We start from the raw sequence: 15,282 nt of genomic DNA on the forward strand, positions 1-15,282 counted from the left end.
GCGGCTCGGTCGACCGGGCACAGTCCTGGTCCGGCGAGGGGTGAGCTCCCCGAGAACCTGTGCCCGGTAGCCTATTTACGAGACGGGGATGAACATGTCGGTGGCGTCGGAATACTCCCACCGCCGTCCCGACCAGGTCACCGGACCGAACTCATCGCCTGGATCCTCCGCATCCGCCTCCCCTGCGTCGACGAGGTCCATCATCCGAGCCGGATCAACCGACTCGGGAACCCCGCCGACCGGGGAACCGTTCTCCAACACGGCGTTGCCGAGGCTTCGGTTGAGTTCCCCGAGGAGGCTGGGCGAGGAGGTGGCCGTCTGCTCCGGTCGGCCGGCCACGTCCTCGGCAATGAACTCGGCGAGATCCGGTGCCGTGGTGATCGGTAGCGGCCGGTGACCGCATTCGGTGTTCGTGCACGAGCTGTCCTTGTACGACTTCAATCGCCCGAGCAGAGGCGCGTACACCTGGTAGTGCCAGGTGGCCGGAGAGAACGAGTAGGAGACCTTGGTGTGCTCGTAAGCGACCCGGTGAGCGGCCATCGCCGCCGTCAGCTCCTCGACGATCGGGCCGTGCCGGAACCAGCAGGGCAGGATCAGCGCGGCCAACTCGTACCGGTCGCGGAACCACTCGACCCAGTCGGCGAGCTCGGCCCACAGCTGCGCAGCCTGGTCCTGGTCGAGCTCACGCCAGGTGAACCGGCCCGGCCGGTAGTCGTCCGGTGCGATCACGGTGTCACCTCCGAGCTCTCGGCCGTCCCGTTGGCCCACTCGGGCAGTTCGTCGTTCTCGCAGATCCAGTCGTAGACCGCTTTCGAGTCGTTGACCCGCTGCGCCAGGTGCGGAATGTCCCACACCGTCGGCAAATGCACGAGGGCCGGCGAGGCATCGCGGTAGATCACCAGCGCTTGGTCTGCGGGCATCTTGCGGATCTCGTCTCCTGACATCACCGGCTTGGCGCGCGGCCCGTGCCCGGGCGCCATCCACTCGTCATAGGTGCCGAGCAGCCGCGAGAGCGATTCGAGTTCGGCCTGATCGCCCAGGCCCGGCAGCACGATCCGGACCGGGGAGGTGGTGGTGAACATCTGTCCCTCGATCTGACCCCACCGCAGTCGGTTCTGCATTTCGCCGTGCGAGAAGCACCAGATCGAGATGCCACGGCCGCCGGAATCGGTGATGAGCGAGGGCAGCTCCGGGATCGGGGCAACGTTGTTGACCTCGTCGAGGACCATCCGCATCGGCGGATCGAGCCGCTCCTGCGGCATCGTCAACGAGATCTGCTCGGCGATGTGGTGCAGTTCGTTCGCCAGCACCGCCACGAACGGAGCGCACGAGAGGCTCTTGCCCTTCGAGATCAGGTACACCGTGCCGCCGGCCCGAACCAGTGACTCGAGATCCACCGACTCGGCGGGCGCAACATCGACCGCGTCCATCAGCCGCGGCGACGCCAGCGGCTCGAGCAGACGGGACGCAGTGCTGACCACGTCGTCGGCCGAGTCCGACCCGGATCCGAGGAGCTGGCTGAACTCGGCGCCCCAGTCCGGCAGCTCAGCGTCGAGAAGTGCCTGCACCTCATTGACCGTGCGGGAAGACGCCCACCGCCGCACCGTCCGCAGATCCTTCCCGAGTCTCGCCGCCGCATACAGGTAGCAGCGCATCAGGACCGCGGCCTTGCTCTCGAAGTAGGCCGCATTCGTCGACCCGTCACCCATCGGCATCGCCTTGACCAGCGCCGCCGACCGCCGCAGCGCGGTATCGGGATCCTCGCAGCCAGCGAGGAGAGACCATCGCATCGGGAACGGCCACGCCGTGATCCTCTCCGGATCGAACACCTCGACCGGGCCCACAGCCAGCCGCGAGCCAACCGTCGACCACAGCAGGTCCGGCTTCGTGGTCGTGGCCACGACGAAACCGGGCGACTCGACCACCCGCTGCCAGGCCAGACGCCAGGTCTTGCCGGAGCCGGTCGGACCCTCGACCATCACCCCGTCGCGGTACTGGAGAAACACCTCGCCGTCGCGGCCGCGGCCGCCGTAGAGGGTGCCCAACCGGGTCGCCACGGTCGCGGCGTCGAGCTTGGAGTCGGCGACCTCCGCCAGGCTCGCTCGGTTCGTCTTGGCCTTGCGCACCGCCGACTTGCGGTCCAGGCCGCGCTTGGCCAGCTCGCCCCGGTCGGCCAGACCCTGCTCGCGGTGACGGCGGTGCATCCTCGTCGCCGTCACCTTGGCGGCGACGAGCGACACCGCCAGCGCATACCCGAACGCCACCAGGCCCAGGCAGATCCAGGTCGACACCGCCCCGCCCGGCCGCGACTCAGCCGGCCAGGAGGCCCCCGGATCGCCCGGGTTGAGCACGATGCCCTTGACCACGGCCACGATGCCGTACCCGCCGCCGGGCAGGACCAGACCGGCGCCAGAGACCAGGCCAGCCAGAAGGCCGCCGAGAACGACCGTCACGACGACGCCGCCGACGATCACGGCAACCGGGGCGAACCAGTACGGGGCGACCCGAGTTTGGGGGCCGACGGGCGGAACCGGCGCCGTCATGCCGCACCTCGAATGACCTCGTCGGTGTTTGTCAGTGCGACCTCGAACTCGGAGCGGACGTGCTGCATGAGGATCGGGTCGGCCTTGCCGTACTTGACGAGGCACTGCCCCTTCTCGAGGCCCATTAGCAGGGATTCGGATCCCGGCGGCAGGTGGTACATGCGGACGGCGTCGGCGGCGTCATCGACCCGGTCCTGTCCGTAGAGGAACACGATCCCCGCCTCACGCATCAATGCGCGGGCGGGCGAGTCCTCGGGCAGGTCCGAGATGTGATGGAACGCCGACACCGTCGACAGGCCGAGACCGCGGCTCAGTTTCATGTTGTCGCGGAACACTCGCCCGGTCGAACCCTCGGCGATGTGCCAACCCTCCTCCACGATCAGCAACGTTTGCTTGCGCTCCGCGGACCGAGCCGCGAGGACATTCGCCAGCCAGGTATTGATGACCGTCATCACCACCCGCAGCGCGGGGCCCTTGTTCGGCAGGTCCGAGACGTCGAAGTGCACGAACGGGTAATCGAGCGCCTGCCGGACATCGGAGCTGGTCGCCGAATCCACCAGGCCCTTGAGATCGCCCTCGCACAACCGGCGCAGCGCCAGACCCGGATCGCGTCCCCAGAGCCGGGCATCCTCGGTCCACACCTCCCCGAACTCCGCCGTCGCCTCCGCCGGAGTCGAGAGCAGCACCTCGGCCACCTCGGCCAGAATCGGCTCGTGCCCGTCGCGGGCAGCGCGGTCGTTGACCAGGCGCAGCGCCAGGTTCAGGGCCGCGATCTCGGTCTCGCTGAGGGTGCGCTGCATCGTGTCCTCGAGCACCGCCGCGATCAGCGCTTCCTGGCCAGCCGGCACGACACCGTCACCGTGGTCACCACCGGCACTGATCGCCGGGTCCATCAGGTTCAGCCGAGCGCCATCACCGCCGGTCTTGAACCGAATAGACGGAACACCCAGAGCATCAGCGATGACGCTGTACTCGCCGCCGCGGTTGCCCTGACGCTTCTTGTCGATGACCACAACCTGCCGCCCGGCCGTGACCTGCCGCCAGCACGTCGCGGTCTTGATCAGCGACGACTTCGCCTTGCCGATGTCGCCGACGACGGCGATGTTGATGTTCTCGATCTCGGATCCGTACAACGCGAACGGATCGACGATCACCGTTGAATGAGACATCAGGTTCAGGCCGGTGATCAGGCCCTCGTAGCGGGTCGAGCGGCGCGTCGTGGCCAGGTTCAACGCCTCGCCCTGGCGCGTGGTCGACCACGCGCCCTCGGGCCGCATCTCGTACCAGCCCCACCGGTCGAGCCACTTGTTGCGCTTGGGAGGCCGGCGGCGTGCCACCGTGCCCTGCGAGCTCGCGACGGACTGATCGTGGGACTGAGGCTGAGCGCCGAGCCCGGTCGCGTCCTCGGCGTCGGTGCGGACGTCCAGTTCTGTCATCGTCATCAGGTCACTCCCCCTATCGGATCCGCGTGAACTTGGTGGCGGCGAGGCCACGGCCGAGTGGCACCGTCAAGAACATGCCCACGTCGTGACGGTCCTCGAGCCAGTCGACCTGCCCGATTGCGGACTGGTCGGCGGACTGCTCGACCCGGGCGCAGGCACGCAGCACGTCGTCTTCGTCGCGGGCGGTTACAGAGATCGACATCGACCAGATCACGCCGTGGTGGCCGGTTCCCGGCATCAGGTCGGCCCGACGACGAGCCGACGCCGACGCCAGGATGTCGGACGTGCCGTCGGTCATCTGCCCACGGCGTTCTTCCTTGATCTGGCGGGCCCGGTCCTGCGTGGAGTCACGCTTGGCGGCCGTCCGCGCCTGCGCGGACTCCACGAAGTCCATACGGACCGCCACAGTGCGGATGGTCGGCGACGCCGGTGTCTCGTCGTCCCCACGATCGGGCGCGACACCGGTCAACAACGGTGAATGCCACTGCGGGTCCAGCGGCTTCGGCTCGATCGACGCCGGGCGTACCAGAGCAACCCTGGTATGCCACCGGCCCGCCACCTCCACACTCAGATCCCCACCGATGTAGCTCGGCCAGCAGTTCTCCCACGTCGTGCCGCCATGTGCATCCAACGGGTAGGTCGGGTCGAGGAACGCCCGGAACACCGCGCACGCGCGCTGCTCGCCGAGGACGTCGACCTGCCCCATACGAGCGGACTGCAACGCCGATACCGCCCGCATCGTCTCGTCGAGGATCACCTGACCGATCCCGCCCACGAGATCGGCGTCCTTGCGGCGGGCCACCGCTGCGGCCTGCGAGAGCAGATCGGGACTCTTCGGGAAGTTGAGCACCGCGTAGCAGCGGTGTTCCTCCGAATGCGGCTGGATCTGGTCGATGAGCTGACCGTAGGACTCGACGGCCGGAAGTACCGCGCTGGCGGACGGATTCGCCGCGACCGTCTCGGTGATCCAGTTCAGATGCGGGGTCATGTCCGCCGGAACGCTGCGATGGAGCATCCCCAGGCCGCGGATCAGCGACGACCGCCGTGCGAACCCAGCGAGGGTCCGCCCGAACGCCGCCGAGGTCACCGCCCACTCCTGGTCCCCGCGCAGGCCCTCCGCGAGGCCCTGAATCGACAACACCACCGAGTAGTAGTCGTTGTCTCCCGGGGTCTTGTGCTCGAGGATGAACATCGCGTCGAGCCCGGTACCCGACAGGTCGAGCGGCTTCACCTCGCCCAGAGGGACCGGGATATCCCACCCGGGATCAGCGCCCGGAACACCGTAGAGCGGATCGTCGATATTGCGGTAGACGTGCTCACCGGTCTTGCGGCGCTGCTTGTTCCGCAGCCCGCGCAACTTCCGGGCACCCACCGACTCGCGGCCGTCGAACTCGATCGTCATCCAGATCACCACCGCCGCAACCGCTGCGAAGCAGAGCAGGACCGGAACCGTCGGCCCTACCGCATACATCGCGCCCAAACCGAATACGAGGGTGGCGCCCCAGGCCGCCAGCACCGGCTCGGGGACACCGAGCCAGCCTCGGCGCGCGATCTCGTTGCCGAGAATGGATGTTCGTGGCTCGCTCATGTCACTGTCCGTCCATGTCAGAGCGCTCAGGCGCATTCTGTGCGGCCGTGGCCGCCTTGTTCATTGCCGCACCGCCCACGGTCGCGCCGACGAGTACCGCGGCGGTGCCGCCGGTCGCCAGCGTGGAACCGACCCCGGCCACGGCGCCGGCGAGCTTCTTCTGCGCACCACCGGAACCAGCGAGCGCCGATGAGTGCGCTGGGCCGGAATGCCCGCCAACCGCGTTCGCGCCGCCGACGTGACTACCGGCATGGCCGCCGCCCTGGGACGGAGACGAGGATGCTGCACTCTGGCCGGCCGACGCCATCGTTCGCGCGGAATGCGACGACGCCGCGTCCGCGTGCCGCGACGACGACGAGCTCGACACCATCTGCGCTGTCTGCACTGCACTGCTCACCGTCTGCCCGGAGGTGGACCCGGACTGTCCGAAGTCCTCGCTGTCCTCCGCGGTCGGAGTGAACGGCGCGTACTTGAGCAGGGAGAACGGCGCCAAGCCGAGGATCACGAAGCACACCGCGATCATCGACAGCGAGCCCAGGCTCGCCAGCTCACCCGGCACGACGCCCGACGTGGATGCGGTGTTGATGACGCCCATGATGAACCCCATCGCCAGGAACAGGAGCGGCTTGGAGAACACGAGACCGATGAACAGGTACACCGGTCGAAGCGCCTTCTTCCGCCACTTGGGGTGCACCCACATGCCGAACGCGATCCCACAGAAACCGGCCAGAACCGGTAGGGCCGCAGCGTGCATCAGCAGACCGAAGAACATCGCCATCGCACCGAGGAACAGCAACCCGAACCCGATGATCCCGGCGAGCGCACCGCCGACGACGGTCTTGTCCGTCATCTCGCCAAGCTGCGTGGAAATGTTGTTGATCGCTTCTTCCGTGGACTCACCCAACACGGAGTTGATCCCGACGGTCAGCTCGTGCGCGAGGGTGATGAGCCACTGCGCCATGGCCGGCGCGAACATCATCGTCACCAGCCCGGCCGGTAGGTAGCCGAACAGATCCTTGGCCAGATCCATCGGCGGCCGCGACCCGTCCGAAGACTTGTAGATCGCCAGCAGCGTCATCAGACACATCGTCAACATGCCGATACCCGCAGAGAAGGCGTACCAGCGAAGGAACTCCGGGTCGCCGGGATTGAACTCACCGACATTGGCGAGTCCATCGAGGACCGACTTTGACACCGACACCGCACCGGATTTGAAGGTGTTGGCCCAGTCGTCGATCACGCTGGCGGGATCGGTGATGAACTTGGCAGCATTGGCGAGGCCGCCAAGCTCCGAGACAATCGCGAGGCTAGCGCCACCCGGTAGTACCACCTTGAGCCAGAACGGTGCCGAGTCATACTTCTGGACCGCCGAGCCCAGCACCGTTCGGAATCGGTCACTGAAACTGGTGTTTTGGTCGACCCAGTTCGCGGTGCCGCCGAACAGCTTCCCGATCCGGGTGTTCCACTGTTGGCAAAGTAGGTTCTCCTGACCGGAAACGGCCTGGTCGCAGTTCAGGAAGAACGCCTTGTTGCAGTAGAGCGGTCCCGCCGCGCAGGCGTTGGTGAAGATGTCACCGGGCAGCTTGTCGACGTACTGCTCCCCCTTCATCTTCTGAATGGATGCGTCATCCGGCGTGGTGGTCCAGGTGAACCCCCACTGATTCGAGGTGTCTGGTGTCGCCCACTTCGCCAGATCGGCCGCACAGGTCGATTCCGGGGAGTACGCCTGGTCTCCGGCAGGGAATGTGTCGGGAAGGTTGTTCGGTTCGCGGCCCTCGTGGACGGCGGCCTCGGCTTCCTGATCGCTGACGTCGTCGAGCTGCTTGACCATCTGCACACGCTGCTCACGGGTAGCGGACCAGTACACCAGCTGACTTTCGTGTTGCATTGCGCGGTAGAGGTACTGGCCGACGTCTCCCCCCTTGTCGGCGCACTTTCCGGTCGACCATTCGGCCGTCTTGAACTCCTCGGAGTCGGTGAAGAACCGCTTGAGGTCCTCCGGCATACCGACCGGGAACTTGCCGGTTGCCGCGGGCTCAGCGGGCTGCGCCCACGCGGCAGCCCCGCCGACGGCGCTCACCAGGAGCGTCGTCAGCAGCAGCAGGAGAATCCTTGTCGCGGTCCGCATCGTCTACTCCACGAAGAACGAGTAGAGGCCGCCAGCGCCGAGCTGAGCCAGCGACGAATCATCGGCCGGGAATCGTGCCTGCTCCGGAGTCGGGCCGGTCTTGAACGCCCAGTCCTTCGCCTTCCAGTCCCCGTCCTCCCACACCAGACCAACAGTCGTCGTCGACCAGGTGGTCAGGACGCCGACCTTGCCCTCTCCGTCGAGGTCGGACTGGCCCACGGTCATCGCCCACACCGACACCGTCGCAGCATCGTCGGAGTACTCGGCCAGGTTCACGATCGCTGGCTGGCTGTTCATGACGGTGCGCTCCGCATCGGGCCGGTTGGTGCTGGACTTGAGCACAGCGTTGAGCGAGTCCGTAGGCGATGACGCGACGAAATGCTCGGTCACCGCCTCGATCGAAATCCGGCCCTGTGCAGCCTGTTCGGTCGCAGTGATGAAGTTGATCGCGGCGGTTCGAGCGCCGGCCTCGTCCCGGCTGTACCCGGTCGGGACGCCGTCGACGATGTCAGTCGGACCGTGCGAGGTGCGGACCGAGGACGTCTCGGACGAGCCACCCGAGCACGACGCCGAGATGATCGCGATCACGCCGAGCAAGACGAGCGCGGCGAAGGCGATCTTCTGCCACCGCGGAATGCTCGCCAACAACGACGGCTTCGCCGAACCTGCGGTAGCCGGACCGGCGACGGACGGCGTGTTGTTTTTCGGGGACAGGGTGCTGAAATCGGGCATCGGAATCTCCTTGTGAGTGGGTCGACTAGCCCTGGACGACGAAGAGGATGGCGGCGATGATGGCGCCGGCACCGGCCAGTGCACCGAACGCGATTCCGGCGACCTTGGCTTCCTGTGCGGCGTCGGTCATCTCCGAGCTGTAGCCACCGGCGCGCGAGGCCCGCATCTTGTAGATCGCCGTAAGCAGCTTGATCGACGAGCCCGCGATCAGGACGCCCCACACCGCAGCGGCGATCCGCGTCCAGGTGTTGTTGAACGCGGGGCCGAGGATGCCCATATCGGGAGTAATGCCCTCGAGTGGATTGGTCGCGGCGGCAGCGGTGCCGGCGGCCATCAGCATCGTGGCGCCGACGAGCGAAACGATGCTCGCCGCTCGCCGAGCGACGCTCTTGGTGTGCTTGGTCATCTGCATTGTCGTTGGCCTTCCTGGGCTTAGGAGCGCTTGGCGTTGTACGGGTTGAACGGGGCTGGCGGCGGCGGGGCCTTCTTCTTCGCCGGAGCTGGAGCCACTGCCGGCGGCGGTGTGGGTTCCGGCGCGGTGAACTGGATTCCTTGATCGGCGAGCTCGGAGGTGGGTTCGTCCATCCACGACAGATCCGGCTCCCGTTCCGGCTCCGGTTCCGGGGCTGGCCGGGAAGCGACTGGCCTGCCACCCGATCCGCCGACCGGCCGGAGGCGCGCGGTGAGCGCATCGCCCAACCGGTCGGCCACGATCGCCGCAACGTTCGTCCACGCCTCGACCGATTCCTGTGTGAGCCTGTCCAGGTCGATCCGCTCGCCCGTCGAGAAGGTCGGCTCATACGGGATCCGCACGAAGGTCTCGACGCCCAATTCCTCGAAGCCCGTGACGATCCGATCTTCGAGCGCCGCAGACGAACCCGGGGTGGCGCACAGCAGCACCACGGCGCCGCGCACGACATCTTCGAACCCGCGCTTGAGCAGCCCTTCGAGCATGTCGTACGCCTTGCCTGCCATGTCGCTGCGCATCGGAAGCGGGACGACCAGCAAGTCGCAGTTCTGGACCGCCCACTGCCAGCTCGGAGACTGAGGGTTGTTGGCGGTGTCGACGAACATCAGGTCACGGTGGCGGCGCAGCACCGCAGCGATCGCCGCGCATTCGTCCCAACCCAGGGTGTAGTCGTGGCTGGTGTCGGTGTCCCCGGCCAGAACTTCGTCGCGGGTGGGCTGACGCCGCAGGAAGGCGGCCAGATCCCCCGCCGCCGCATCCGGCCCGACCAGGCGGGCCGCATTGTCGAGCAGATCCCATACGGTCCGCTCGACCTCGACGGTGCGGGCCGCGCGGGCACCGAGAGTGCCGCCGGATTCGCTCGCGTCCCATGCCACGACACCTGCCCCGCGGTGCTGACCGAAGATGGCGCTGAGAGTGAGCAGCGTTGACGTCTTCCCTGCATCGCCCTTGGTGTTGGCGACGGTCACCATCGCGGTCCCGGGGAGGGTGCGCTGAATCGTGTCCACCGATGCCCGGAACCGGACCTCGGCCGAGCCCTCCTTCGGCTTCATCTTCAGACCCAGCGCGGCGTTCATGCGGCCGCGCAACCCCCACTTGGCCGGTGCGTCGTCGGCCGCACGGGTCTCACTGTCGAACAGGCGCCCGGGCCCGGGCTGCTGCCGCGTCGGTGCGTCCTGCGTGGTGACGAGCGCTGCCTGCCCGACGTGGTACGGATCCGGAACGGTCTCCGGTTCCGGTGCTGCAATCTCGGCGATCTCCGGTTCGGTGGCCGGCTCCGGTTCACGTCGACGAAGTCGCTGCGCGCGCAGGTTGACCGGCGCTTCGCTGTGGTAGTTGGCGATGTTCGTGCTGTTGTCGTCCATCACAGTCCCCTAGAGGGTGGTCACCGACGCGACGGACCAGCCATCGGTCGTCTTGGACACCACGACCGCGACATAGCTCGTCGAGGTCTCGAGTACGGCACCGGATGCGGCCGTTACCGTCTGGACCACCTCGAACACCGCGTGGTACTTCGTGTCGGTGTTCGCCTGGCCCTGGTTGGGCTGCTCGGTCGCCGTGGCCGTGACCACTGCGCCTTCTGCCTGCCAGTCCCGCCAATCCGCGCCCGGTGAGATGCCCTGCCCGCCGCCGGTCACCTGGGCACGAAGTTCCGGTGTCAGCAGCGCGGCGGCGCGGGCCGCGGCGTCGTTGCGGTTCTCGTCGGCGCGGGTGTCGTAGGAGAACCAGGTCTCGACGACGGCCTGTCCCACTTCGGAGGGCGAGGTCCTGTCGACCTCCGCGCCGACCGTCGGCAGCGCCGTGGCGGGGGCCGAGGCGGTCGAGTTGCGCGGCGGCCAGTCCGGTGCGGTCAGCGTTGCCGTCGGCAGTGCCGGGACCGGTGACTCGTCCGATCCGCATCCCGCGATCAGCAAGGCCGACGCAGCCAGGGTGAGGCCCGCGGCCGTGCGGCGGCCGGTCATGCGGGCACCACCAGATCGGAAAGCCGAATCGCCTGCCACGCCTGCCACCCGTTCGCCAGGCACCATTCGGTCGCCGGGTTCTCCATCACCACGTCCAGCTCGAGAACGATCGACTTCTTGGCGGCCATTTCCGCCAACCGAGGTCCGTCGACGAGCTCGTTGCCGATGTGCAAGAGCAGGCGCACCACCGGGACACCGAGGGACTCGCGGACCTTGGCGGCCAGGAACACCGCCTTACCCGCCGCCGAGCTGTCCGCCGACGTCTGGTCGCCAGCCTTGAAGATGTTGTCGTCCGGATGGAACGTGCCGTACCAGGCGGTGTCCTCGGTGTCCGCGACACCGACGACGGCGAACGAGCCGCGTTCGTCGCCGGCAGCGAACAACTCGACCTGCGGCGCCGAGGCGGACGACTCCGCGAGAACCCGGGCGCGGTCCGCCGACTCCTGCTCGCGCAGTGCGTCGTAATCGATGCCGGTCTGCTTCCACAGCTCCCGCTTCGCCTTGGCCCACAGGGACTTCGACAGAACGCCGGCATCCTTGGCCCAGGCCCGCAGATCGGCGGTGGACATCGCCGCCACGTCCTGCGACTTGGCAAGAGACGTGACCGCGGCTGCGGCGGTCCCCCATTCGTCACTCACGCTGGTTCTCCTTCTGGTTGCTCACCCCGGGCGGGGTGTCCTTGTTTCTCTCTGGTGGTGTTCTTCTCGGGGTCACACGAAGCGCGCTCCGTTGACCGTCTCGGGTGGTGTCCAGTCGGTGATCTGGACGACGCCCCCGGACTGGGGCGCCTCGATCACCTTGTTCTCGCCCATCCAGATCCAGATGTGCCCTGGGTGCGGTTGGACGACGTCGCCCGGCCGCAGGTCCGCGGCGCGGGTGATCTTCTGCCCGCGCGGATCGGCGATCTGCGCGGAGTCGAGGTGCGGCAGCACGATCCGGCCGTCGGTGGCTTGGGCGACGGCGTAGATCACCAGGCCGGAGCAGTCGAAGCCGACCTTGTTGAAGTCGCCGAACGAGTCGGCGACACCGCCGTCGCTGGTGCCCTTGGTCGGGCCGGTCACGTCACCGCCGCCCCAGGCGTATTCGGTTCCGAGCCACGACATCGCGGCGGCGGCGACTGCGGACCCATTGCCGGACGGTGCGGTCACCGAGAGGTACTCGCTGCGCTTCTGGACGATGACCTTGACGTACTGCTGTGTTTCGGGGAATCCGCAGACTCCACCCGCAGCGAGCGTGGCTCCGGGGCCGCAGTTGTAGGCCGAGAGCATCAGCTCGGTCGCGTCGCCGTGGATCTTCCCCTCACGGAGCCATTCCTGGGTCTGCTCGGCTACCTGGCAGTCGTATTCGGCCATCGCCATCACGGAGTCGCCGATTGAGTTGACGTCCGCGACCCCGTCGCCGTCGTGGTCCTTGCCGATCGCCGCCCACGTCGTGGGCATGAACTGGCCGGGGCCCGCTGCGCCGGACGGGGAAACCGGGGAGGCGGCGCCGTGCCGGAACTTGTTCTCTTGGTAGAGCTGCGAGGCGATCAGGGGCCCGTCGACCGCCGCGCACGTCTGGCCCGCCTTGCGGATCCACGGTTCGAACTCGGGCGGGACGGAGCCGGCCTTGAGGTTCGAGCCGCCGGGCCGGGACAGCCCGGAGCATCCGGCACCCAGCGTCTTGCTCGATGCCGCAAGAGAGACAGCCGGGCCGGGGACGGTGCCGGAGGGGTCGACGGCATCGGCGAGCCACGGCATCGGGTCGATTGCGGTGCCGCCGTCGAGGCGGCCTCCGGGCCACACCTCGAAGTGCAGGTGCGGGCCGGTGGACTCGCCGGCATTGCCAATGCGGGCGATGTTCTGCCCGGAGGTCACTGTGTCACCGGTCTTGACCAGGACGCCGTCGGTGAACATGTGCCCGTAGACCGTGGACACGGTGCGCCCGTCGATCTCGGAGTCGACGATGATCCAGTTGCCGAACCCGGCGCCGCCCTCGTTCGAGTCGCCGGCCGCGACGACGATGCCGCCGAGCGCGGCGTAGATCGGGGTGCCGATCGGTCCGGCGAGGTCGGTGCCCTGGTGCTGTGCGCCCCAGCGTTCACCGAACCCGGAGGTGAAGGTGTATTCGCCGGTCTTGACCGGCAGGGTCTTTTCCCCCGCCCGCACACTTGGACCGAGGTTCGTCCCGCGCGGAGCCTTCGGCAGGCAGTTGTCCGCCTCCTCGCGGTTCGCGCTGCCAAATATCACCAGACCCAGGGCGATTACGCCCGCTCCGGTTGCCGCGGCGATCTTCGTACCTGCCGAAGCCATCACCAATCACCCCCTTCACATGTGTCGTTTCCTCATGCCCGCCCAGGCATGTGTGTCGCCGAGCGAGCTCGGCTCCGGTGCGCTGCGGCCGGTGTCACCCACACCGTCCGCAGCGCGCCCGGCTATCCCCCGATTGCGCGCGTGAACTGCGCGACGATCGTTTCGAGCGCGGTGTCCTTTCCTGTCGGCTTCCACTCGGCGTAGGACTGGTGAGAGCCCGAGGCGAAGAAGTTCGCAGCCGTTAGGCCCTCTTTCGCGAGGAGCGCCACGGACTCCGCGCCCTCGGACGAGGCGAGCGAGGCCGCCGATGTTCCCAACCCGACGAAGTCGGACTTGTCGGCCTGCATGCCCATCAGGGCGGCGACCGGATCGGCCGGCGCGTTGAGCTGGTCGGCGGACATCTTCTGGCCCGGCATCAGCACCCCTGCTGCGACCGTGGCCAGGTCGAGGCCGACCGGCAGAAGCTGGCTCAGTGCCAGCGGGTTACCGGTCTCGATGACCTTCCAGGCAATCTCTTGGATCTGTCCGACGTTGCGGGCCAACCGGATCACGTCGACGTTGCCGAGCAGGCCCGCCACCATCGACACCGTCGCCGCGGTCCCGGACGGATCCGGGATCATCGCCACCAGCCGCGACACCGTTTTCAGGTCGACGCCTGCGGCCATCTTGACCAGCGGCGAGAGCTGGTTGTTCAGATCGCCCGCCAGCTTGTGGGCGGCGGGAATGTCGCCGGCGACGATCTTGCCGGGGAGCTGCTGCAACCCGGCCGCGACAGCCGGATAGTCGACCGAGGTCACCCCGGCGACCACGTTGAGCACCTGGTCGATGATCGACTTCGGTTGCAGCGCCGACAGAACCGACGTCGCGGTGCGCAGCTGGTCGGCCGGAGTCTCCGCGAGTGCGCCCGTCCCAGAGGCCAACGTCTGCGCCGGGGCGACGAGCGAGTCGTACGACGTCGCCGTGCCGGTGGTCGTTCCGCTCGCGCGGGCTCCGAGGAGGGATTCGGTGGTGTCGAGCACCGACGATGCCGCCTCGAGCAGCGCCGGGATGTCGAGCTTGCCAACCGTGCCGAGTACCTGCGAGGTCATCGCCTCCGGCGACGACTCCGGGGCCGCCGCGAGAGTGTCCCGCACGCCGGGGTTCTCGGTGAGCCACGTCTGGGTCTTCGCGACCGGTTCGAGGGTTTCGGTCACCAACCGGGCCTGCTGCGCGATCCTGGCGATGTCGACTGCCCGCGGGCTCGAGGTCACCGCCCCACCTGCCCCTTGCAGGTTGGCGACCGAATCCGCAAGACGTGACGCCGATCCCGCGACCGCGGAAAGATCCGCGGTGCCCCACTTGCCGGGCGAGATTGCGGCGCGGAAGTCCGACCCGTCACCCGCCGCCGAGGACGCGGCGACGGTGGTGGTGTCGCCGACGTTCGGTGTTGCGGTGTTCGTTGTGGCCGCAGCCGTCGTAGCCGTCACCGTGCCGGGAGGATTCGCGATTACCCGGCCCAGCGATGCGAGGAACGGATTGGCCGTCGGTGAGGTGTTGCAGTAGGCGTCGGTGGGGTTGCAGATCTCGGTGACCTTGCCTGCCAGCGCACCGAACCCTTCGGGCGCCGGCCCGGCGATGCCCTGGCCCGACTGGGCCGGGCCGAGCAGCTTGGCGCCGTCCGTGCCGGTCTTCGGGTTCGCCAGCAGAGCGACCGAGAGGACGTTCTGTGGGGCGACCGGGCCGAGGCCGTGGCCGATGTTGACCGCGACATCGTTTGCGACGTGGGCGCCCTGGCTGTATCCGCCGAGCACGAACTGGGAGGAAGTGCACTGGGCCATCGCGTCGGAGGTCGCGCGGTCGCCTTCCGACTTCGACGAGGCGTACGCCTCGCCGTTGAAGAATGCCTCCGCCGGGTACGGCGGGTACACGACCTGAATCTGGTCGCCGTACTTCTTCTTGAGTTCCGATCCGACCTCGCCGAGCATCCCGGCTGGCGTCGACGGGTCCGCGTTCACGCTCGTTTCCGTGGTGCCAGGCACCAGGACCGCCATGTACCGGGCGCAACCAGTCCCCGCGGCCGCCGCCGTCGTCGGCACCAACAGCGGCGACACCAAGGCGACGGATGCTGTCAGCACCGTAGCTGCTCGCT

At 67.9% G+C, this 15,282-nt stretch carries 12 protein-coding genes; all 12 read right to left on the minus strand.

The features are described 5' to 3' along the window. Window positions 1-75 precede the first annotated feature (75 nt). Window positions 76-729 (minus strand): hypothetical protein, encoded by a 654-nt coding sequence (locus ACFYVR_RS25015; RefSeq protein WP_387478431.1) that lies wholly within the window; start codon window positions 727-729, stop codon window positions 76-78. After that, window positions 726-2,543, minus strand: a complete 1,818-nt coding sequence (locus ACFYVR_RS25020; RefSeq protein WP_387478433.1) for a type IV secretory system conjugative DNA transfer family protein — start codon at window positions 2,541-2,543, stop codon at window positions 726-728. The genes ACFYVR_RS25015 and ACFYVR_RS25020 overlap by 4 nt, the downstream gene beginning before the upstream one ends. After that, entirely contained in the window at window positions 2,540-3,985 is a 1,446-nt protein-coding gene (locus ACFYVR_RS25025) for an ATP/GTP-binding protein (RefSeq protein ID WP_387478436.1), read from the minus strand. The genes ACFYVR_RS25020 and ACFYVR_RS25025 overlap by 4 nt, the downstream gene beginning before the upstream one ends. Before the next feature lie 13 nt (window positions 3,986-3,998). After that, entirely contained in the window at window positions 3,999-5,573 is a 1,575-nt protein-coding gene (locus ACFYVR_RS25030; RefSeq protein WP_387478439.1) for a hypothetical protein, read from the minus strand. A 1-nt stretch (window position 5,574) separates the two neighbouring features. Further along, window positions 5,575-7,701 carry a hypothetical protein gene (locus ACFYVR_RS25035; RefSeq protein WP_387478441.1) on the minus strand — a complete coding sequence of 709 codons (2,127 nt, stop codon included), beginning with the start codon at window positions 7,699-7,701 and terminating at the stop codon, window positions 5,575-5,577. A 3-nt stretch (window positions 7,702-7,704) separates the two neighbouring features. Next, window positions 7,705-8,433, minus strand: a complete 729-nt coding sequence (locus ACFYVR_RS25040) for a hypothetical protein (protein WP_387478443.1) — start codon at window positions 8,431-8,433, stop codon at window positions 7,705-7,707. A 25-nt stretch (window positions 8,434-8,458) separates the two neighbouring features. Next, a complete protein-coding gene (locus tag ACFYVR_RS25045; RefSeq protein ID WP_387478445.1) occupies window positions 8,459-8,839 on the minus strand; it encodes a hypothetical protein in 381 nt (126 codons plus the stop codon). Window positions 8,840-8,865: 26 nt separating this feature from the next. Then, a complete protein-coding gene (locus tag ACFYVR_RS25050; protein WP_387478447.1) occupies window positions 8,866-10,266 on the minus strand; it encodes a MinD/ParA family protein in 1,401 nt (466 codons plus the stop codon). 9 nt (window positions 10,267-10,275) lie between these two features. After that, window positions 10,276-10,863, minus strand: coding sequence for a hypothetical protein (locus ACFYVR_RS25055; protein WP_387478450.1), 588 nt, complete (start codon window positions 10,861-10,863; stop codon window positions 10,276-10,278). Next, window positions 10,860-11,501, minus strand: a complete 642-nt coding sequence (locus ACFYVR_RS25060) for a hypothetical protein (protein ID WP_387478452.1) — start codon at window positions 11,499-11,501, stop codon at window positions 10,860-10,862. The genes ACFYVR_RS25055 and ACFYVR_RS25060 overlap by 4 nt, the downstream gene beginning before the upstream one ends. Window positions 11,502-11,573: 72 nt before the next feature. Further along, window positions 11,574-13,154, minus strand: a complete 1,581-nt coding sequence (locus tag ACFYVR_RS25065) for a peptidoglycan DD-metalloendopeptidase family protein (RefSeq protein WP_387478455.1) — start codon at window positions 13,152-13,154, stop codon at window positions 11,574-11,576. Between the two features lie 122 nt (window positions 13,155-13,276). Beyond that, window positions 13,277-15,268, minus strand: a complete 1,992-nt coding sequence (locus ACFYVR_RS25070; protein ID WP_387478458.1) for a cutinase family protein — start codon at window positions 15,266-15,268, stop codon at window positions 13,277-13,279. Between the last annotated feature and the right edge of the window lie 14 nt (window positions 15,269-15,282).

Source organism: Rhodococcus sp. NPDC003318 (assembly GCF_042879035.1).
In the GTDB taxonomy this organism is placed as follows: Bacteria; Actinomycetota; Actinomycetes; order Mycobacteriales; family Mycobacteriaceae; genus Rhodococcus_G.